The 18,419-nt window shown below is 70.2% G+C and carries 14 protein-coding genes; 4 read left to right on the plus strand and 10 right to left on the minus strand.

Annotation, left to right across the window (positions count from 1 at the left end; all coding sequences use genetic code 11):
- Positions 1 to 39: 39 nt before the first annotated feature.
- Positions 40 to 1,302 (minus strand): arginine deiminase, encoded by a 1,263-nt coding sequence (locus OG456_RS32705; protein WP_266567326.1) that lies wholly within the window; start codon positions 1,300 to 1,302, stop codon positions 40 to 42.
- A 40-nt stretch (positions 1,303 to 1,342) separates the two neighbouring features.
- Entirely contained in the window at positions 1,343 to 2,803 is a 1,461-nt protein-coding gene (locus OG456_RS32710) for a basic amino acid/polyamine antiporter (RefSeq protein WP_266567328.1), read from the minus strand.
- Positions 2,804 to 2,989: 186 nt separating this feature from the next.
- Between OG456_RS32710 and OG456_RS32715 the strand changes: the two genes are divergently transcribed.
- The gene (locus OG456_RS32715; RefSeq protein WP_266567330.1) at positions 2,990 to 4,081 is read left to right on the plus strand and encodes a chemotaxis protein; all 1,092 of its coding nucleotides are present in this window, start codon (positions 2,990 to 2,992) and stop codon (positions 4,079 to 4,081) included.
- A gap of 72 nt (positions 4,082 to 4,153) precedes the next feature.
- On the plus strand, positions 4,154 to 4,798 hold the full coding sequence (locus tag OG456_RS32720; RefSeq protein WP_266567332.1) for an FxLYD domain-containing protein: 645 nt from the start codon (positions 4,154 to 4,156) through the stop codon (positions 4,796 to 4,798).
- 70 nt (positions 4,799 to 4,868) lie between these two features.
- Here OG456_RS32720 and OG456_RS32725 read toward each other — a convergent pair whose 3' ends face one another.
- From OG456_RS32725 to OG456_RS32740, 4 genes are all read right to left on the minus strand, one after another.
- Positions 4,869 to 5,846: a threo-3-hydroxy-L-aspartate ammonia-lyase gene (locus OG456_RS32725; protein WP_206301765.1), complete on the minus strand. Its 978-nt coding sequence runs from the start codon at positions 5,844 to 5,846 to the stop codon at positions 4,869 to 4,871.
- A gap of 65 nt (positions 5,847 to 5,911) precedes the next feature.
- The gene (locus OG456_RS32730; RefSeq protein WP_266567335.1) at positions 5,912 to 6,535 is read right to left on the minus strand and encodes a transcriptional regulator; all 624 of its coding nucleotides are present in this window, start codon (positions 6,533 to 6,535) and stop codon (positions 5,912 to 5,914) included.
- 95 nt (positions 6,536 to 6,630) lie between these two features.
- Positions 6,631 to 7,329, minus strand: coding sequence for an HAD family phosphatase (locus tag OG456_RS32735; protein WP_266567337.1), 699 nt, complete (start codon positions 7,327 to 7,329; stop codon positions 6,631 to 6,633).
- Positions 7,330 to 7,354: 25 nt separating this feature from the next.
- Positions 7,355 to 7,837, minus strand: a complete 483-nt coding sequence (locus OG456_RS32740) for an Lrp/AsnC family transcriptional regulator (protein ID WP_266567339.1) — start codon at positions 7,835 to 7,837, stop codon at positions 7,355 to 7,357.
- Positions 7,838 to 8,078: 241 nt separating this feature from the next.
- Here OG456_RS32740 and OG456_RS32745 point away from each other — a divergent pair, with 241 nt between their 5' ends.
- Positions 8,079 to 10,301, plus strand: a complete 2,223-nt coding sequence (locus tag OG456_RS32745; protein WP_266567341.1) for an NADP-dependent isocitrate dehydrogenase — start codon at positions 8,079 to 8,081, stop codon at positions 10,299 to 10,301.
- Positions 10,302 to 10,529: 228 nt separating this feature from the next.
- On the opposite strand, the gene OG456_RS32750 is transcribed toward OG456_RS32745, so the two are convergent.
- The 4 genes from OG456_RS32750 to OG456_RS32765 form a co-directional block, all read right to left on the minus strand.
- On the minus strand, positions 10,530 to 11,414 hold the full coding sequence (locus OG456_RS32750) for an LLM class F420-dependent oxidoreductase (protein WP_266567343.1): 885 nt from the start codon (positions 11,412 to 11,414) through the stop codon (positions 10,530 to 10,532).
- 135 nt (positions 11,415 to 11,549) lie between these two features.
- Positions 11,550 to 13,094 (minus strand): GMC family oxidoreductase, encoded by a 1,545-nt coding sequence (locus OG456_RS32755; RefSeq protein ID WP_266567345.1) that lies wholly within the window; start codon positions 13,092 to 13,094, stop codon positions 11,550 to 11,552.
- A gap of 20 nt (positions 13,095 to 13,114) precedes the next feature.
- Positions 13,115 to 14,683 (minus strand): APC family permease, encoded by a 1,569-nt coding sequence (locus OG456_RS32760; protein WP_266567347.1) that lies wholly within the window; start codon positions 14,681 to 14,683, stop codon positions 13,115 to 13,117.
- A 42-nt stretch (positions 14,684 to 14,725) separates the two neighbouring features.
- Positions 14,726 to 16,195 carry an aldehyde dehydrogenase family protein gene (locus tag OG456_RS32765; RefSeq protein ID WP_266567349.1) on the minus strand — a complete coding sequence of 490 codons (1,470 nt, stop codon included), beginning with the start codon at positions 16,193 to 16,195 and terminating at the stop codon, positions 14,726 to 14,728.
- A 433-nt stretch (positions 16,196 to 16,628) separates the two neighbouring features.
- Here OG456_RS32765 and OG456_RS32770 point away from each other — a divergent pair, with 433 nt between their 5' ends.
- Positions 16,629 to 18,140, plus strand: coding sequence for an FUSC family protein (locus tag OG456_RS32770; RefSeq protein WP_266569508.1), 1,512 nt, complete (start codon positions 16,629 to 16,631; stop codon positions 18,138 to 18,140).
- The last annotated feature ends 279 nt before the right edge of the window (positions 18,141 to 18,419 follow it).

An 18,419-nucleotide genomic window follows, 5' to 3' on the forward strand; every position in this document is an offset into this window, starting at 1 on the left:
TGCGCGTACGACAGTTGAGCCGGGCGCACCCGGCGCCGGTCAGAAGTCGACCGGGTCCCGGATCAGCGGGCATGTCATGCAGTGGCCGCCGCCTCGGCCGCGGCCGAGTTCCGCGCCGACGATGGTGATGACCTCGACGCCCGCCTTGCGCAGCAGCGTGTTCGTCTGGGTGTTGCGGTCGTACGTGATGACGACGCCCGGCTCGACCGCGACGGCGTTGTTGCCGCTGTCCCACTGCTGGCGCTCGGAGGCGTAGACGTCGCCGCCGGTCTCGATCACGCGCAGTGCACCGAGGCCGAGCGCCTTCGCCACGACGTCAACGAACGGGCGCGTGCCCTCGTCGGTGATGTGGAGGCCGGACGGATCGTCGCCGGGGCGCAGCGTGAAGGTGTGGACCGCGTCCACGATGGCCGGGTAGAGCGTGACGATGTCGCGGTCGGCGAAGGTGAAGACGGTGTCCAGGTGCATGGCGGAGCGCAGCTTCGGCATGCCGGCGACGATGACCTGGTCCGCCGCGCCGTTCTCGAACAGTGCGGCCGCCACCTGCGTGATCGCCTGGCGTGAGGTGCGTTCGCTCATGCCCATCAGGACGACGCCGTTGCCCACGGGCATGATGTCGCCGCCCTCGAACGTGGCCTGGCCCCAGTCCTGTTCGGGGTCTCCCCACCACACGGTGGAGCCGGTGAAGTCGGGGTGGAACGTGTAGATCGCCTTCATCAGCAGGGTCTCGTCGTGGCGCGCGGGCCAGTACAGCGGGTTGAGGGTGACGCCTTCGTACAGCCAGCAGGTCGTGTCGCGGGTGTAGAGAGTGTTGGGCAGGGGCGGCATCAGGTACTCGCGTACGCCCGTCGACTCGCGGACCAGGGCGACGTAGTCGGAGCGGAACTCGTCCGGCAGGTCGGTGGTGGCCAGGCCGCCGATCAGATATTCGGTGAGACGGTGCGGGCTGAGCTCGTCGAGGAAGGCCCGGGTGTCGTCCATGAGGCCGAGGCCGACCTCGTTCGCGACGATCTTGCGGTCCAGGAGCCAGGCCTTCGCCTCGGGGATCGTCATGGTCTCGGTGAGGAGTTCGTGCAGTTCGACGACGTCGACGCCGCGTCCGCGCAGCTTGTTGACGAAGTCGGCGTGGTCGCGCTGGGCGTTCTCCACCCACATCACGTCGTCGAAGAGGAGGTCGTCGGAGTTGGTCGGGGTGAGCCTGCGGTGGGCGAGGCCGGGCGCGCAGACCAGGACCTTGCGCAGCGTGCCGACCTCGGAGTGGACGCCGAGCACCGGCTCGGCCGTGGTGTCGTTGCTGGTCACGATGTGCCTTTCCAGAGTGTCGGTGTGACGGGCGGGCCGGTCAGAGGCTGATCCAGCCGGCCGCCAGGGCGATGACACCGAGGACAGCTCCGGCCACGGACACCGCGAGGATGACGAGTTCGGCGGGGGAGAACAGGCGTCTGCCCTGTTCGCGGCGGGCCATCACGAAGAGGACCGTGGCGGGCGCGTAGATGATGAACGACACCAGGACGAACTTCATCCCGGCCGCGTAGAGAAGGAACGCGGTGTAGACGGTCGCGATGCCCGCCACGACGAGTTCGCCGCGCGAGTCGTGGGCCCTGACCGTGAGCGCGTCCGGCCGCACTGCGATCTTCACGGCGAACGCGGCGGCCAGCAGGAACGGGATCAGCGACAGGGCGCTCGTCAGATCGAGCGCGAAGTTGAACGCGTCGTCCGAGAACGAGGTGATGACCAGGACGACCTGGGAGAGGGCCGTGGTCATCACGAGTGCGGGCACAGGAACGTCGGCGCGGCTCGTGCGGGCCAGGAACCGCGGCATGTCACTGTCCCGGGCGGCGACGAGGAGGACCTCGGCCGCCATCAGCGTCCACGCGAGATATGCGCCGAGCACGGAGATGATCAGGCCGACGCTGACGAACACCTTGCCCCAGGTGCCGACCGCCGCCTCGAGGACGCCCGCCATGGACGGCTGGCGCAGCTCGGCGATCTCGCTCATCGGCAGGATGCCGTACGACACGATCGTGACGGAGGCGAAGACGGCGAAGACGCTCAGGAAACCCAGCACGGTCGCGCGTCCGACGTCCTCGCGGCGTTTGGCGTGGCGGGAGTAGACGCTCGCGCCCTCGACGCCGAGGAACACGAAGACCGTGGCCAGCATCGTCCCTCTGACCTGGTGGAACAGTGAGCCCGCGTAGTCGGCGCCGCCGAAGTTCTCCGCGAAGACATGCGGTTTGAGGCAGAACAGGGCCAGCAGGACGAAGACGAGGATCGGCACGACCTTCGCGACGGTGACGATGCGGTTGATCGTGGCGGCTTCCTTGACGCCCCGCCGGATGAGGAAGAAGAACGCCCACAGCCCTGCGGAGGAAAGGATGATCGCGAGGGCGGTGTCGCCGTCGCCGAGGGCGGGGGCGATCGCGCCGATGGTCGACATGATCAGTACCCAGTACGTCACATTGCCGACGCAGGCGCTGGCCCAGTAGCCGAACGCCGAGAAGAAGCCGAGGTATTCGCCGAACCCCGCCTTGGCGTACGCGTAGACACCGGCGTCCAGGTCGGGCCTGCGGACGGCGAGCTTCTGGAAGACGAAGGCGAGCATCAGCATGCCGGTGCCGGCGATGGCCCACGCGATCAGGGCGCCGGCGACGCCGGTCTCCTGGGCGAAGCGGCTCGGCAGGGAGAAGACGCCGGCGCCGACCATGGATCCGACGACCATCGTCGTCAGCGTGATCAGGGTCAGCTTGGCCGCGGGCGACTGCTCGGGCTGGTCGGCGGCGAGGGAGCCTTGTGCCTGCGTCATGTCTTCCTCTGGCCGTGGGGCGTTGGAACCGACAGAGGACGACCATATTCATAGAATGTCCGTCATGTCCCCTTGGGGGGTGTGCGGGTGGCAAGGGGAGTAGTGCCGCGCGACGAACCGGAATTTCGGGCATATCGTGCATCGAGGAAGCCTTGTGAAGCCTCACGCCTCCGGAAAGGCGCTCCCATGCAGCCCGAACTGACACCCGCCGTGCTCGCGTCGCTGCGCCGGCCCCGGCACTATCCGGCAGTGTCGGTCCTCATGCCCACGCACCGGCGCAAGCCGGACAACGCGCAGGACCCCATCCGGCTGCGCAATCTGCTGGCCGGCGCGGCCAAGGAGCTGGAGGCCGATCCCGCGGTGACCCCGGAGCGCCGCCAGGACGTCCTCGAGCACCTGGATCTGGCGCTCGCGGAGATCGACCTCGAACACGCCGAGGACGGTCTGGCGATCTTCGCCTCGCCGAGCGAGCACCACGTGTGGTCGCTGCCACGCACCGTCCCCGAACGGGTCGTCCTCGCCGACACGTATCTGACCCGCAATCTCGTCGCCGCGTACACCGCCGAACAGCCCTACTGGGTCCTCGCCGTCTCGGCGGACCGCGCCGCGCTGTGGAGGGGCGACGCGCGGCGCCTCGTGGAGCAGCACGCCGCCGGATTCCCGCTGTCCCGGAGCCTCGACGACCCCGACGCCGAGCGCAAGGAGCGCATCGGGGACCTGTCGAGCACCTACCGCGACGAGCAGACCCGCCAGTTCCTCCGGCAGGTCGACACGGCGCTCGGCGAGGCCCTGGCTCCGACGGCGCGGCTGTACGTCGCCGGTGAGCAGGCGGCCGTCACCCTGCTCAACGAGGTCGGAACGGCCACCGAGCACGCCGTCCCCGTGGCCCACGGCGGGCTCGCGAACGCCCGAGCGGAAGCAGTGCGCGAGGCGGTGCTGCCCGCCGTCGCCGCACAGGAGCAGCAGAGCGTGGCCGCCACAATGGCGGACATCGAGCGCGCCCGGGGATGGAAGGAGTTCGCCGCGGGCGTGGACGAGGTGTGGGAGCACGTCGCCGCCGGGCGGGTCCGCGCACTCGTCGTCGAGGAGCACTTCCGTACCACCGTCCGGCTGGACGGCGACCACCTGGTCCCGGCCGAGCCCGGCGACCTGGACGCCCACGACGACATCGTCGACGAGATCGTCGAACGGGCCCTGGAGACGGGCGCCGAGGTGCGTTTCGTCCCCGACGGAACCCTCCCGGAGGGGACGGGAATCGTCGGAATCATGCGTTATTGACCTCGCCGACACCCCTGTCAGAGGTGTCGGAAAAGAGCCAGAGCTTTCGGAGAGATTCAAGGAGACGTCTGAATGAGTGCCGGTTCCCCCGGGAAGAAGCCAGCGCCGCGCCGGCGGCGGTCCATGACGGCCGTCCTCGCGGTGCTCGCCGCCGCGACAAGCGCCGCGGCCCTCGTGTCGTGCGGCACGGACAACGGCAACAACAGTTCGTCGAGCGTCAGCCCGCGCGCGACACCCCCCAATACGGCTTCCTTCTCCGGCACCCCGCCCTCCGCGATGGCGTCGTCAGCCAAGTCGGCCGTCGCCTCGGCGAGGGCGGAGGCCTCGGCGGCGGCGAGCTCCGCTTCGGCCAGGGCCTCCGAGTTCGAGGCGTCCGTGTCGGCCGAGGTGGAACGGGCCAACGCCGCGGCCGCCAGTGAACTCATGAAGGTCGAGGGCCAGGGCAACGCCACGGCCGACGTCGCCCTCACCGGCAAGCCGAGGTCCCAGACGGGCGGCGTGTTCGCCGTCGTCGTCAACATCACCAACCGCACCGACAAGAAGGCGTCCTACGCCGTGCAGGTCGACTTCAAGGACGCCGACGGCAAGGTCGTCGAGACCCGGTACGTCGGCGCGGAGAACCTCGACCCCGGCGAGCGGGCCCAGCCCCTCGCCATCAGCCGCAAGCCCCCGGAGATGAAGCTGACCGCGAAGGTCGCCAAGGCGCAGCGCTACTGAGCCCGAGCGGCGCTACTGAGACTGAGACTGAGCAGCGCTGCCTGAGAGCGCGGCGCCGCGGAGAAGTGCCTCAGGGCCGGAGCAACTGCGTGAAGCGTTCGACGTCGACGTTGCCGCCGCTGACGATCACACCGACGCGGCGGCCGCGCAGCTGTCCGGCCAGGGCGCGCGCGGCGGCGAAGCCGAGGCAGCCCGTCGGCTCGACGACGGTCTTCATCCGGGTGTGGAAGATCCGCATGCACTCGACGAGTTGGTCGTCCGTCGCGGTGAGGATGTCGTCGACGCCGTCCTTGATGACGGCGAAGGTGTGCTTGCCCAGGTGCCGTGTCTGCGCGCCGTCCGCGATCGTCTGCGGGGTGTCGATGTCGACGATGTGGCCCTCACGCAGCGACTGCCTGCCGTCGTCGCCCGCCTCGGGCTCGACGCCGTAGACCGCACAGCCCGGGGACAGGGCGCGGGCGGCGAGGATCGACCCGGAGAGCAGCCCGCCGCCGCCCAACGGCACGAACAGCGCGTCGAGTTCGCCGACCTCCTCGAACAGTTCCTTGGCCGCGGTGCCCTGGCCCGCCATCACATCCGGGTGGTCGTACGGCGGGATCAGCGTCAGGCCCCGCTCGGCGGCGACCCGGTGCCCGATCTCCTCGACGTTCTCCGAGTAGCGGTCATACATCACGACCTCCGCGCCGTACCCCTTGGTGGCGGCCAGCTTGGCCGCGGGCGCGTCGTGCGGCATGACGATGGTCGCGGGCATTTCCAGGATGGCGGCGGACAGGGCCACGGCCTGCGCGTGGTTGCCGGACGAGTAGGCGACGACGCCGGCCCGCCGCTGCTCCGGGGAGAACCTGGACAGCGCGTTGAACGCGCCGCGGAACTTGAAGGCGCCCATGCGCTGGAAGTTCTCGCACTTGAAGTGGAGGGAGGCGCCGAGTTCGGCGTCGGTGAGGCGCGAGGTGAGCACGGGGGTGCGGTGGGCGTGCGGGGCGACGCGTTCGTGCGCGCGCACGACGTCCTCGTAGGTCGGCAGGTCGGTCGGCGTCAGGTCGGCCATGGGGGACTTCCTCTCAATTGGCGGCTGCTCATCTGGCGTCCGGGCATGCGGCATGTGGCATCCGCTCATTTGGCATCCGCGTACACCGTCGCCCTCGACACACCCAGGTGGTCGGCGACGATGCCCGCCGACCTCCGTACTTCCATGAAGCCCTGAGCCTTCAACTCCCGTACGAGTTCACGGCGTTGGGTCGTCCGCAGGGCGCGGGGCGTGGTCGCGCGGTCGGCGGCGAACGCGTCGATGCGGGCGCGGATGGCGTCGCCGCCCGCCGGGTCGAGCGACTCGGAGGGGGCCGCGGAGCTGTCGGAGCGGCCGAAGTGGTCGAGCACGGTGCCGATGCCGTCGAAGACGGTCATGTCGATGTTCAGGCAGAGCGCGCCGGCGTAGTGGCCCCGCTCGTCCTTGATGCCGATCGACGTGCTCTTGACCCGGCGGCCGTCCGCGAACCGGTTCGGATAGTTCGCCACGACCTGCGGGTACGCGTCGTCGGCCAGCCGTGCGAGCCCGAGTTCGGTGGCGGGGTCGCCCACGGAACGGCCCGACAGGTTGTTCTCGATGGCGACGATCGCGTGGTCCGGGTCGTCGAGATCGTGCACGACGACCTCGCAGAACGGCGCGAACGTGGCCGCGAGCCCCTTGGCGACCTGCTGGAGCTGCTCCATGAGATGGGTGTGACCGGGTTCGGACATGTTGACAGTTTATAAAGAGCTGGACTGTCCGTCCAGAGAGATCAATTGTCGTGCGGGGAGTCGGAGATCAACTGTCGTGCGGAGCGGTCACGTGGTCACGCGCTCGGAGCCGCAGTCCTCGCCAGCCAGTCGTACGCGGCCTCGGCTGTGAACTCCCGCTGCCCGCCCCGGAACAGCAGCCCCGCCGTGGCGAACGCGGGATCGTCGGCCTGCGCGGCCACGTACGGGATCGCGATGCAGCGCATCCCCGCGGCGTAGGCGGCCGCGGCTCCCGGGATCGCGTCCTCCACCACCGTGCAGTGTGCGGGCATCGCGCCGAGCTTGCGCGCCGCTTCCAGGAACACGTCGGGCGCGGGCTTGCCGTGGGCGACCTCGTCCGCGGAGACGTAGATCCTCAGCTGTGCGGCCAGGCCCGTACCCGACAGGATCGCGTCGATGGCCTCGGGCGACGATCCGGACGCGACGGCCATCGGGACCCCCGCGTCATGCAGCCGCTCCACGAACTTCCGCATCTGCGGATAGACCGGTGTGCCGGCGCGCGCGAGCGCCAGATAGCGGGTGTTCATCTCTGTGAGCAGCGCCTCCACCCGGGCCTGGATGCCGTACTTCTGCCGCAGGATCTCGATGGTCTCCTGGGTGCTGATGCCGACGTACGACTCGTGTTCCTGCCAGGTGAAGTCCGGGACTCCGTGCTCGGCGAGGGTGCGCCGGCACGCCTCGAAGTAGTTCGGCTCGCTGTCCACGAGGGTTCCGTCGAGGTCGAGGACGACCGCGGTGCTGCCCAGGGTGCTCATGCGCTCCAGGATGCCAAGGCCGCGGTCACCGGCGCTCGGCGGCGGCCCGGCCGATCGCCTCGACGAGCGGCAGGATTCGGTGCGGCACCCGCTCGCGCAGCGCGACCTCGGTGCGGGTGCGGACCACGCCGGGCAGCCGGTTGAGCTGCTGGATGATGTCCTCCAGATGGCCGTTGTCGCGGGCCGCCACGCGGGTCAGGAGGTCTCCGCCGCCGGTGATCGAGAAGGCCTCGATGATCTCCGGCACCCCGGCCAGCGCGTCGCCGACGTCCTCGAGATGGCCCTGCGTGACCTCGATGTGGACGAACGCGAGGACCGGGTGCCCGAGCGCCGTGGGGGAGAGGGCCGGGCCGGTGCCGGTGATCACGCCGTCGCGCTCCAGCCGGTCGAGCCGCGCCTGGAGCGTGCCGCGGGCCACGCCGAGGATGCGGGCGTACTCGCGCACACTCGTACGTGGCTGCTCCAGGAGGAGACGCAGGATGCGGGTGTCCAACTCGTCCACGGCCATGGGCTGCGGCCTCCTTCGCGGGGCGGTGATCGCCGGACGACTGTACCAATGGTCCAGTGGATCCGGGATTGTGCCGGCCAGTGGGTGAATCGGCAGGCTTCGGAGGGCCGCGGCGGGGGAGTGCCCAGGATCCGGTGCGGGATCCGGTGCGGGGTCCTGTCGAGAGGGGGTCGGTCACGAGATATCTTGATGTCGAGCAATGTTGCAGACGAGAGACGCAGACTGTGGAGCGGAGCACCCGGTGACTGACTCGACCATCATCTATACGCACACCGACGAGGCCCCGGCCCTCGCGACGTATTCGTTCCTGCCCGTGGTCGAGGCCTACGCCTCGACCGCCGGCGTCAGTGTGGAGAGCCGCGACATCTCGCTGGCCGGGCGGATCATCGCCAGCTTCCCGGAGCGCCTCGAGGAGGGCCAGCGCATCGACGACGCGCTCGCCGAGCTCGGCGAGCTGGCCAAGACGCCCGGCGCGAACATCATCAAGCTGCCGAACATCTCGGCCTCCATCCCGCAGCTGAAGGCGGCCGTCGCCGAGCTGCAGGGCCAGGGCTACGCGCTGCCGGACTACCCGGACGACCCGAAGACGGACGAGGACAAGGACGTCCGCGCCCGTTACGACAAGGTCAAGGGCAGCGCCGTCAACCCGGTCCTGCGCGAGGGCAACTCCGACCGCCGCGCCCCCGCGTCGGTCAAGAACTACGCCAAGGCGCACCCCCACCGCATGGGCAAGTGGACGCCGGAGTCGAAGACCAACGTCGCCACCATGGGCGTCAACGACTTCCGTTCCACCGAGAAGTCCGCGGTCATCGCCGAGCCCGGCACCCTGCGCATCGAGCTGGCGGCCGCCGACGGCACCACCACCGTCCTGCGCGAGTCCGTCCCGGTCCTCGCGGGCGAGGTCATCGACGCCTCCGTCATGCGCGTCGCCGCGCTGCGCGAGTTCCTCACGGCACAGATCGCCAAGGCCAAGGCCGAGGGCGTCCTGTTCTCCGTGCACCTCAAGGCCACGATGATGAAGGTCTCCGACCCGATCATCTTCGGTCACGTCGTGCGCGCCTTCTTCCCGAAGACGTTCGCCAAGTACGGCGAGGCGCTCGTTGCTGCCGGCCTGTCCCCGAACGACGGCCTCGGCGCCATCCTCAAGGGCCTCGACTCCGTGCCCCACCTGGGCGCCGAGATCAAGGCGTCCTTCGAGGCCGAGATCGCCGAGGGCCCCGCCCTCGCCATGGTCGACTCCGACAAGGGCATCACCAACCTGCACGTACCGTCCGACGTCATCGTCGACGCGTCCATGCCGGCCATGATCCGCACCTCCGGCCACATGTGGGGCCCGGACGGTGAGGAGGCCGACACCCTCGCGGTCCTGCCCGACAGCAGCTACTCCGGCGTCTACCAGGTCGTCCTCGACGACTGCCGCGCCAACGGCGCCTTCGACCCGTCCACGATGGGCTCGGTGCCGAACGTCGGCCTCATGGCGCAGAAGGCCGAGGAGTACGGCAGCCACGACAAGACCTTCGAGATCCACGCCGCGGGCACCGTTCGCCTCGTGGACGCCGCGGGCAACGTGGTCCTGGAGCAGGAGGTCGCCGAGGGCGACATCTTCCGCGCCTGCCAGACCAAGGACCTGCCCATCCAGGACTGGGTCAAGCTCGCCGTCACCCGCGCCCGCGCGACCGGCAACCCGGCCGTGTTCTGGCTCGACGAGGGCCGCGCGCACGACGCGACGCTCATCGAGAAGGTCAAGACGTACCTGGCCGACCACGACACGGACGGTCTGCAGATCGAGATCATGTCGCCCGTCGAGGCGACCGCGTTCTCCCTGGAGCGCATCCGCCGCGGCGAGGACACCATCTCCGTCACCGGCAACGTGCTGCGCGACTACCTGACCGACCTCTTCCCGATCCTCGAGCTGGGCACGAGCGCGAAGATGCTCTCCGTCGTCCCGCTGATGAACGGTGGCGGTCTGTTCGAGACGGGCGCCGGCGGCTCCGCCCCGAAGCACGTCCAGCAGCTCGTCAAGGAGAACTACCTGCGCTGGGACAGCCTCGGTGAGTTCCTCGCCCTCGCCGTCTCCTTCGAGCACCTCGCGACCACCACGGGCAACGCCCGCGCCAAGGTCCTGGGCGACACCCTCGACCGCGCGACCGGCACCTTCCTCAACGAGGACAAGTCGCCGAGCCGCAAGCTGGGCGGCATCGACAACCGCGGCAGCCACTTCTACCTCGCTCTGTACTGGGCGCAGGAGCTGGCCAAGCAGACCGACGACGCCCAGCTCGCCGAGGCGTTCGCGCCGCTCGCCAAGACCCTTGGTGAGCAGGAGCAGACGATCGTCGACGAGCTGATCGCGGTCCAGGGCAACCCGGCCGACATCGGCGGCTACTACCAGCCCGACGCCGCCAAGGCCGCGGCGATCATGCGCCCGTCGGCCACGTTCAACCAGGCCATCGCGTCGCTCGCCTGAGCACTTCGGGCAGCGCTCCCGGTGTGACGCGTTCCGCCCCGGTCGGCACCAGCCGACCGGGGCGGTCCCGTGTCCGCGCCCGTACCCACTCATTTCTCGAAGTGGTTGTGGCCGGGCGGATCACTGCCGCCGGTCTCCACCGTATGAGGGTGCGCGGCGCACGGGGCGTGCGACAGGGGTGGGCCTGGGAGGCACTGGATTTCGCGCCAGGATTTCACCCCCCTGGACTCAGAGCTCCAGTGCCGCCGCCAGCCGCCGCCACGGCTCGCGGGGCAGGCCGGCCCGGTCCTCGCCCGGGGCCAGCACCTGGATGGCGACGTGGTCCGCGCCCGCGTCCAGGAAGGCGTCGATCCGCTCGCGCACCCGCTCCTCGTCACCCCAGCCGAAGAGGGCGTCGACGAGCCGGTCGCTGCCGCCGTTCGCGAAGTCGTCCTCGGTGAAGCCGAGACGCAGCCAGCTGTTGGTGTAGTTGGCCAGCTGCAGATAGAGCGCGAGCGTCTCGCGGGCGGTCGCCCGGGCGCGGTCCGGGTCGGCCTCCAGGACCACGGTGAACTCCGGCGCGAGCAGCGGCCCCCGGCCGAGCGCCTCGCGGGCCTGCGCGGTGTGCTCAGGGGTGACCAGATACGGGTGGGCGCCGGCGGCACGGTCACGGGAGAGCTCCAGCATGCGCGGGCCGAGCGCGGCCAGCACGCGGCGGTCGGCCGGGATCCCCGCGGCGTCCAGCGCGTCGAGGTAGTCGACCATGGCGGCGAACGGACGCTTGTACTGCGCGGTGAGCTTCGCGTGGCTGACGCCGAGGCCGAGGAGGAACCGGCCGGGGTGGGCGGCCTCCAGGGCGGCCCAGCGGTCGGCGGTCTCCCGCGCCTCGTGCTGCCAGATGCTGAGGATGCCGGTCGCGATCGTGATCTTCGAGGTGGCCTCGATCAGCGGGGCGGCGTGTTCGATGCCACTGCTGCCGCCGAGCCAGAGCGCGCCGTAGCCGAGCTGCTCCAACTCCGCGGCGGTTTCGGCGAGTTCGGCGGCGCGAGCAGGGTCTGGGTCGCGCAGCCCGGTGTTCCACAGGCCGTACCTGCCGATCGCGGATGCCTGCGTGCTGCTGTCGCTGAAGCTCATGAGCCGTCTCCCGCTGTCAGGTGGATCAATGTCCGACGCCTGCCGTAACCCTCGTAGGCGATCTTGTATTCCGTCACTACAACGCCGTGCGCGATGGCCGCGCGGGCGGGCCGCACCGTCAATACTTTCGCCGGATCAACCTGCCTTGATCATGTCGGCGCACTTCTCGCCGATCATCATCGTCGTGATGCACGGATTGACGGCTGGCAGGAACGGCATGACCGACGCGTCGGCCACCCGCAGCCCGCTGACCCCCTTGATCCGCAGCTGCGGGTCGAGCGGAGAGTCCGCGTCGTTCGCCGAGCCCATCCGGACCGTTCCCGCCGGGTGATACACCGTGTTGTGGGTCTCCTTGATGTACGAGAACAGTTCGTCGTCGGACTGAGCGGCCGGGCCCGGGGCGAGTTCGGCACCCGCCCAGGCGGCCATCGGCGCCTGCGCCGTGATCTCCCGTGCGAGCCGAAGCCCGTGGATCATCACCCGGATGTCGTGCTCATCCGTGAAGTACCGCGGGTCGACCTTGGGCTTGTCGCGGAAGTCGCGGGTGCGCAGCCGCACCGTGCCCATGGACCGGGCCCGGGTGACGTTCGGCGTGAGACAGAACGCGTTGTCCGTCGTCGGGTAGCCGCGCCGGTACGTGTTCATGTCGAAGGGCACCGAGCCGTAGTGGAACATCAAGTCGGGCCGGTCCAGGCCCGGTTCGGTTCCGGCGAAGATGCCGATCTCCCACCACTGGGTGGACCTCGTCACCATGGGCTGCTTCGCCTCCCACATGATCACACCCTCCGGATGGTCCTGAAGGTGCGAGCCGACCCCGGGGGAGTCCACCCGCACGTCGACGCCGCAATCGCGCAGATCCCCGGCCGGGCCGACGCCCGACAGCATCAGCAGCTTCGGCGAGTCGATGGCCCCGCAGCTCACGACGACTTCACGCCGCGCCGCGACCGAGCCGCTGTGAATGCTGTCGGGCTCCAGGTATTCGACACCCGTGCAGCGATTGCTGTCGTCGAACAGCAGCAGCTTGGCCTGGAGCCCGGTACGGATCTCCAGATTCGGCCGGCTGTCGATAATCGGGTGGAGATACGACACGGACGCGGACGAACGGGTGCCGTCCTCGCGGGCGTTGATCTGGAACCAGTGCGCGCCGCGCACCACCGTGGAGCCGGTGTTGAACGGCGTGGTGGGAATGCCCGCGTCGGCGCAGGCTGCCAACAGGGCCCTGCCGCACGGGTCGTCGGGCGGGATCGTGCGGATGATGACGGGGCCGGAGCGGCCATGGTGGTCCCCGGGCGCGTCGTTGGTCTCCAGGCGCTCGTAGAGCGGGTAGCAGTCCGCGGCGCTCCACCCCGTACAGCCCAGCGCCCCCCACTCGTCGAGATCCTCGGCCGGCGCCCAGAACGCGATGCATGAGTTGTGCGACGAGCAACCGCCGAGGACCTTGGCGCGGGCGTGCCGCATGAAGCTGTTGCCGTTCTCCTGCGGCTCCACCGGGTAGTCCCAGTCGTAACCGGACTCCAGCAGGGCCATCCACCGCTCGAGCCGCAGGATGCTGTCGTCGCCGACGTCGGAGGGACCGGCTTCCAGCACACAGACAGTGACGGCCGGGTCCTCGCTCAGCCGCGCGGCCACGACCGCCCCGGCCGTACCACCGCCGACCACCACGTAATCGAACTCATCCACCGCTGCTGCTCCCTCTCGACTCAGGCTCCGCCGTGGGCCGGCGCGGGCTCCGGCGGTTCCCCGACGGCGTGTTCGGCGATCACGCCGGTCTTCTTGCGCTGCACGAACCAGTAGTAGGTGAAGCCCGCGGCCGCGACGACGCTGACGAACAGGACGCCGCCCCATCGCAGATACCAGTGCTGGGGTCCGGTGGCGTTGTAGACCGCGGCGCGCGGCCACAGCAGATTGACCGACATCGCGGCGCCCCAGAGCACCGCCAGGATGTTCACCGGCAGGCCTAAGCGGCCCAGCGAGAAGTAGCCGGGCGCGGGTGTCCACTCGCCGCGCAGCCGCTGTACCAGCATGGGCCCCGTGACCAGCAGATATGCGATGTAGATCATGATGATGGCGATGCTGGTGACCACCGAGAAGATCTGCGGTTGCTTGATGTTGACGACGAGGATGGCGATCGCCACGATCCCGATCAGACACGTGGCGACCACCGGGGTCTTGAACCGCGGGCTGATCCTCGCCAGTCTGGAGCCGGCCGGCAGGTTGTTGTCGCGGGCCATCGCGAACGCCATGCGCAGGCCGGCGGTCTGTACGGACAAGGCGCACACGGTGATGGCGATGACGACGCACCACAGCACGGCCAGGCCGACCGTCTCGCCGAGCGTGGCCTTCACCACGTACTGCAGACCGTCCACCGACAGCTCTTTGGCCCGCAGATCAGGGGTGGCGAGCAGTGCGAAGAGCAGGATCAGGCCGCCCAGGACGAAGGAGGCGATGAGTGCGCGCAGGATGGCGCGCGGAGCGTTGCGGGCCGGATCGATGGACTCCTCGCCGAGCGAGGAGGCGGTGTCGAAGCCGTACATCACGTACGCCGAGGCGAGCGACGCGGTCAGGAATGCGCCGAGGTAGCCGAGCGGCTGGCCCTGTCCGTAGCCGTCGGTGTCGACGATCGCGCTCGGACCGCGGGTGATGTGCGCTGCCAGCAGGCCCACCAGTACGACCGCGGCGATCAACTCGATGAACACCCCGGCGGAGTTGATGGTGGCCATCAGTTTGACGCCGAAGGCGTTGATCAGGGTGGTGAAGAGGATGAGGATCGTGCCCAGGAGCACGGCGTTGGTGGCCGCGTCGTACGGTCCCGTCCCGTCACCGATCACCTGGAAGAAGCTCGAGATCTGAGGCAGCGTCAGCTGGTACGCGAGGGCCACGGCGGCCAGCGACACCATGGTCGCGATCGTCATCATCCAGCCCGCCAGCCAGCCGATGTGCGGACCGCCCGTGTGCTTGGCCCAGTTGTAGACCGACCCCGCGACGGGGAAGCGCGCCGCGAGTTCGCAGAAGCTCAGCGCCACCATCAGCTGCCCGATGAAGACCATCGGCCACGACCACCAGTAGGCCGGCCCGCCGAAGCTGACGCCGAAGTAGAACAGCTGGAAGGTGCCGGTCAGGATGGAGATGTAACTGATCCCGGCGGCGAAGGTGTGGAAATTGCCGAGGGTGCGCTTGAGTTCGGGCTTGTAGCCCAGCTCCGTGAGCGCGGCGTCCTGGTCGTGGCCACCCGCGGCGTGACCAGGGCCATCAGGCGGAATGTCCGGCATCGCCGTTCTCCTCTCCCGCACGTATGGTGGCGTGCCCAGGGCTCACTCGAACCACCGCTGCGGTCGTGGCGCGGTGTTACGCCAGATGTGCTTGGCCTCCTGGTACTCCGCGAGGCCGGTCGGACCCAGCTCCCGGCCGACGCCGGACTGCTTCATACCGCCCCACTCGGCCTGTGGTACGTACGGGTGGAAGTCGTTGATCCATACGGTCCCGGCGTTCAGCAGGGACGCGACCCGCTCGGCTCGCTCGGCGTTCTGCGTCCAGACCGCTCCGGTCAGGCCGTAGACGGTGTCGTTCGCGAGGGCGACCGCCTCGGCCTCGTCGCGGAACCGCTCGACGGTCAGGACCGGGCCGAAGGATTCGTCGCGCACCACCGACATGCCGGGGGTGCACCCGGTGAGGACGGTCGGCGGATAGTAGTAACCGTCCCGCAGCGCCGGGTCCTCGGGCCGGACGCCACCGCAGCGCAGCACCGCACCCTCCGCGACACCCGCGGCCACATATGCCTCGACCTTGTCGCGGTGGGCGGCGGAGATCAGCGGGCCCGTGCGGGCATCCTCGGCGAACGGGCCGCCCATCGGGATCGCCCGGGCCCGCGCCACGAGGTCCTCGACGAACCTGTCGTGCAGTTCGTCCTGGACCAGCAGCCGCGCCCCGGCCGAACAGACCTGACCGGAGTGCAGGAACACGGCCATCAGGGCGTAGTCGACAGCCGTTTCGTAGTCGGCGTCGCCGAACACGATGTTGGGGTTCTTGCCGCCGAGCTCCAGAGCCACCTTCTTCACGGTGGCCGCGGCCGCGGCCATGATGCGCCGTCCCGTGACAAGACCACCGGTGAACGACACCATGTCGACCCGAGGGTCCTCGGTGAGCGGCGCTCCCGCGTCCGGACCGGTGCCCAGGACGAGATTGGCGACCCCGTCGGGCAGTCCGGTCTCGGCCAGCAGCCGCATCAGGATGATCGCGGTGTGGGGAGTGAGCTCGCTGGGCTTGAGGACGAAGGTGTTGCCCGCGCCGAGCGCGGGGGCGACCTTCCAGGCGGTCTGCAGCAGCGGATAGTTCCAGGGAGTGATCAGCGCGCACACGCCGACCGGCACGTGCACCACTCGGCTGTCCACGCCGGGGTTGCCGGTGTCGACGATCCGGTCGGTGCCGCCGGAGGCCACCAGATTGCCGAAGTAGCGGAAGCAGTTCGCGATGTCGTCCATGTCGTACTCGCTCTCCACGAGCCGTTTCCCGGTGTCCAGGGATTCGGCGCGGGCGAGTGCGTTCTTGTCACGCTCGATGAGGGCGGCCACGCGCAGGAGCAGCGCGCCGCGCTCGGCGGCCGGTGTGGCGGGCCACGGTCCGCGGTCGAAGGCTTCGCGGGCCGCGGCGACCGCCGCCGCCGCGTCCTGTGGACCCGCCTCGTCGACCGTGGCGACCAGCGTGCCATCGGCCGGGCAGCGGATCTCGCGCACCCGCCCGTCGACGGCGGCGATCCACCTGCCACCGATGAACAGCTCAGGCATGCAGACTCCTCCGGGTCGGACGTGCGATCCAGCTCCCGAGCACGTGGTGTGGTGCCCCGTCAACCGACAGTAAGTACGCGGCGTCGTCCGCGCAGCACCGCGGGGGCCAGCGGTGAGGTGAGGGACATCCCGTCGCCGACGGGGCGGGCCGCACGGCGGTCGTCACCGGCTTCAGGCATGGCGGACGGGTCGTCGGCCGTGCCCGCCCGACGGTTCGAAGGCCGACAGCGCGCCGTCTCCCTCGGCGTGGTCCGTTGGTCCCCTCCCGGCTTACGTGCGGAGCGTTTGACTGGGCCATTGGCCCAAGGCTTTCTCCTACGGTTGATCCATAGGCCCTTGAGATGCTGTGATGGTCCCGTCGATGGCGCTGCGGGATCTCCGCGGCGCCTTTTTCGTGCGGAGTTCCGCGGTGACGCGGAAAGGGTGGGTGGCTGTGCTGAAGAGGGTGTTCGTGGCTCCGGATCCGGGGCGGCTAAGGCTGCGCTTCGCGGCCCGTGGCGTCCTCGGCATCAGCCTTGCGGTGGCCCTGTGCGGGCTCGCCGGACACTCGCTCGTCGCGGCCATCACCGGTGGCCTGGCCGCGCTGCTCGCCCTGTTCACGGTGACCGACGCGACGGTGCGCGGACAGGCCGTGACGACCGCGCTGCTCCCGGCCGTCGGACTCCCGGTGCTCGGGCTCGCGGCCGCGCTGCACGACGTGCCCGTCGCCCGTGACCTGGCGTTCCTCGCGGTCGTGGGCGCCGGCGTGTACGCGCGGCGGTGGGGGCCGCGCGGGCACTCCCTCGGCGTGTTCGCGTTCATGACCTTCTTCGCCGCGCAGTTCCTGCACACCGTGCCGGACCAGCTCCCCGAGCTGTACGCGGCCGTAATCCTCTCGCTCGCCGCCGCGTTGGTCGTGCGGTTCGGCCTGTGGTGTTACGAGCGCCGGCTGCCGGCGCCCGCGGCGGTGGCGGCGCCCACCGGCGGGAGCCGGCTCGGGCGCATCACGACGCGGCAGGCCGTGCAGGCGACCGCGGGGGCCGGCTTCGCGCTCGCCGCCGGTCAGGTGCTGTCCGACCAGCGGTGGTACTGGGCCGTGGGCGCCACATGGTGGGTGTTCGTGAACACGACGTCCCGCGGGGAGACCGTGGTGCGCGGATTCCGGCGGTTCCTCGGCACGGTGCTCGGCATCGTGCTCGGCTTCGCCGTGGCCGTGCCGCTGCACGACGAGCCGGTCGCGGCCGCCGTGATCGTCGCGCTCAGCGTGTTCGGGATCTTCTACACCGCCGCTGTCTCGTACACGTGGATGATGCTCGCCGTCACCGTCATGGCGAGCATGCTGTACGGGCTGCTCGGCGTGCTCGACCCGGCGCTGCTCGCCCTGCGGGTCGGCGAGACCGCCGTCGGGGCGCTCGGCGCCGTGCTCGCGGTACTGCTCGTGCTGCCGGTGACCACGCACTCCGTCACCGACGCGTGGGTCGAGCGGGCCCTGCGCTGTGTGCACGCCTGCACCGCCGAGGCCGCCGCCCGGCTCGCGGGCTCACCGACGGCCGACCCGACCCGGCGCGTGGCCGAACTGGAGTCGATCCTCGGCAGGGTGCGGCTCTCGCTCGCGCCGCTGGTGCATCCGCTCAGCCCGATGCGGGCGCGGATGGGCCGGGCCCGGCACGTACTCGCGCTGCTCGACGACTGCGCGCGCGAGGTGCGCGGGCTCGCCTCCGTCGTCGCCGACCCGGAGGCCTCGCACGACGCCCGGCTCGCCGCGGCCTGCTGGCGCGTGGAGACCGCCGTCGAGGCGCTCACCGACGCCCCGGCGGGCGGGCAGCGCAGCCAGACCGCATCCGCTGCGGTGCCGCATCTCGCCGAGGGCGAACCCGTGCTGGCCCATCTCCACGCCCTGGAGCAGGCACTGCTCGAACTCGCCGTCCCGCTGCGCGGATCCAACCGGGTCGCGGTCGGCGCCTGAGCCCTCGCGGCTCCGGCCCGCCTGAGGGGCGCGCGCTGGATGTTTCGCGCCCCTGTAGTGCTCTTCGCGCTCCGTGCTGGTCGGGGTCTGATCGCGCGTACGGTCGCGGCCCTACGCCACTCGTCCCACCTGCGGCAACGCCCCGCGAGACGGACGGCCCGGCGTGGCCCGGGGCGGATTCGCCCGTCACGTAGACGGCGGATCGGCCCCCGGACGGGTGACGCAGCGGCATCATGTGGACGCACGGAGTGCGCGGCCCCGCGGGAGGGCCCGCGGCCG

This window comes from Streptomyces sp. NBC_01446, from assembly GCF_026340095.1.
In the GTDB taxonomy this organism is placed as follows: Bacteria; Actinomycetota; Actinomycetes; order Streptomycetales; family Streptomycetaceae; genus Streptomyces; species Streptomyces aureus.

What these genes read in the sequence shown, in the direction of transcription:
- OG456_RS32725 (WP_206301765.1), bottom strand. Translation starts at nt 5,846, where the DNA reads ATGGCCGACCTGACGCCGACCGACCTGCCGACCTACGAGGACGTCGTG.
- OG456_RS32765 (WP_266567349.1), bottom strand. Translation starts at nt 16,195, where the DNA reads ATGCCTGAGCTGTTCATCGGTGGCAGGTGGATCGCCGCCGTCGACGGG.
- OG456_RS32750 (WP_266567343.1), bottom strand. Translation starts at nt 11,414, where the DNA reads ATGAGCTTCAGCGACAGCAGCACGCAGGCATCCGCGATCGGCAGGTAC.
- OG456_RS32760 (WP_266567347.1), bottom strand. Translation starts at nt 14,683, where the DNA reads ATGCCGGACATTCCGCCTGATGGCCCTGGTCACGCCGCGGGTGGCCAC.
- OG456_RS32730 (WP_266567335.1), bottom strand. Translation starts at nt 6,535, where the DNA reads ATGTCCGAACCCGGTCACACCCATCTCATGGAGCAGCTCCAGCAGGTC.
- OG456_RS32740 (WP_266567339.1), bottom strand. Translation starts at nt 7,837, where the DNA reads ATGGCCGTGGACGAGTTGGACACCCGCATCCTGCGTCTCCTCCTGGAG.
- OG456_RS32735 (WP_266567337.1), bottom strand. Translation starts at nt 7,329, where the DNA reads ATGAGCACCCTGGGCAGCACCGCGGTCGTCCTCGACCTCGACGGAACC.
- OG456_RS32710 (WP_266567328.1), bottom strand. Translation starts at nt 2,803, where the DNA reads ATGACGCAGGCACAAGGCTCCCTCGCCGCCGACCAGCCCGAGCAGTCG.
- OG456_RS32720 (WP_266567332.1), top strand. Translation starts at nt 4,154, where the DNA reads ATGAGTGCCGGTTCCCCCGGGAAGAAGCCAGCGCCGCGCCGGCGGCGG.
- OG456_RS32715 (WP_266567330.1), top strand. Translation starts at nt 2,990, where the DNA reads ATGCAGCCCGAACTGACACCCGCCGTGCTCGCGTCGCTGCGCCGGCCC.